Source organism: Streptomyces sp. NPDC012935, assembly GCF_042900345.1.
Lineage (GTDB): Bacteria > Actinomycetota > Actinomycetes > Streptomycetales > Streptomycetaceae > Streptomyces.
The window spans coordinates 1-1,537 of the sequence record NZ_JBIBBC010000068.1; the positions used below are offsets into that span (position 1 = coordinate 1).

Consider the following 1,537-nt stretch of genomic DNA (forward strand, 5'->3'; position numbering starts at 1 on the left):
GGCCGCACCGGCTGGTCCGTGAGCATCGCCACGGCCTCCGGGAACAGCCCCGAGTCGTCCATCCACCCGTGGAACAGCTCCTCGACGCCGGGCATCGGCATCACCCGGGCCCGCGCCTCGTCGGCCTTGCGGATGTCCTCGGGGTCGCCGGTGCGCGCGGCGACCGCCTCGGCGATCCGGGCGTCCAGCTCGTCGAGCCGGGCGTACATCGGGCCGAGCTTCTGGTGGTGCAGCCGCGAGAAGTTGTCGACCTCGACGCGGAAGGTCTCCACCGCGATCTCGTACTCGATCAACGCCTGCTCGGCGGCCCGTACGGCCTTCTCCAGCCGCTCCTCGGGCCGTGCCCCACCGTCCTGCGCGGTCGTGTCGCCGGCGGGCACCTCGGCACCGCCGGGCGCCGCCGCGTCGGCGGTCTCGGCCTGGGACTGCTCAGCTTCCGGCGTAGTCACCCGCCCAGCGTAGGCCACCCGGCCGCCGGCTGTTCGAACACCGCCGCTCCGCCCGCCGCCCGCCCCTCACACCTGAGGCTCCGGCCCCCTCGCACTCCCGGCTCCGGTCCCCTCACACCCCCAGCTCCGCCGCGATCCGCCCCGACCGCACGGCCGCCACCAGGTCGGCGTGATCCGCCTCGGTGCGGTCGGCGTAGGCGACGGAGAAGGCGGCTATCGCCTCGTCCAGCTCCTCGTTCTTGCCGCAGTAGCCGGAGATCAGCCGCGGGTCGGCGCTGTGCGCGTGGGCGCGGGCCAGCAGGGCGCCGGTCATCCGGGCGTAGTCGTCGATCTGGTCGGCGGCCAGCGCCGCGGGGTCGACGCTGCCCTTGCGGTTGCGGAACTGGCGCACCTGGAAGGGCCGCCCCTCCACGGTCGTCCACCCCAGCAGCACGTCGCTGACCACCTGGATGCGCTTCTGCCCGAGCACCACGCGCCGCCCCTCGTGCTCCGGCGCCGGCGCCTCGAAACCGGCCGCCGGCAGATGCGGGACCAGCGCCGATGTGCGGGCCTCCTTCACCTGGAGGACCAGGGGCTCACCGCGGTGGTCCAGGAGCAGGACGACGTAGGACCGCGTGCCCACACTGCCGGTGCCCACGACCCGGAACGCCACGTCGTGCACCGCGTGCCGCGCCAGCAGGGGGTGCCGGTCCTCGGGGAGCGTCGTGACATAGCTCTCCAGCGACGCCACGACCGCCGCCGCCTCCGCGTCCCCGACCCGGCGCAGCACAGGCGGCGCGTCCACGAACCGGCGTCCGCCGTCCTCGGTGCGCTCCGTCGACTTCGCCGCGAAACGGCCGCTCGTGTTGGCCCGCGCCTTCTCCGCGACCCGCTCCAGGGTGCCGAGCAGGTCATGGGCGTCCGTGTGGGAGACGAGCTCCTCGTCCGCGATGGCGTTCCACGCGTCGAGCACCGGGAGCCGGGCGAGCAGGCGCATGGTGCGCCGGTAGGCGCCGACCGCGTCCCGAGCCGCCAGGCGGCAGACGTCCTCGTCCGCGCCGGCCTCCCGGCCCGCGAGCACCAGCGAGGCCGCGAGCCGCTTCAGGTCC

Annotated in this window: 1 protein-coding gene and 1 pseudogene; both read right to left on the reverse strand. The window is 75.0% G+C overall.

Features of this window, described 5'->3' with window-relative positions; genetic code table 11:
* Positions 1–449, reverse strand: a pseudogene (locus ACFY5C_RS41485) (hypothetical protein); the annotation flags it as partial.
* Positions 450–561: 112 nt separating this feature from the next.
* On the reverse strand, positions 562–1,537 hold a 976-nt coding region (locus ACFY5C_RS41490; protein WP_389455266.1), incomplete at its 5' end, for a DUF2252 domain-containing protein.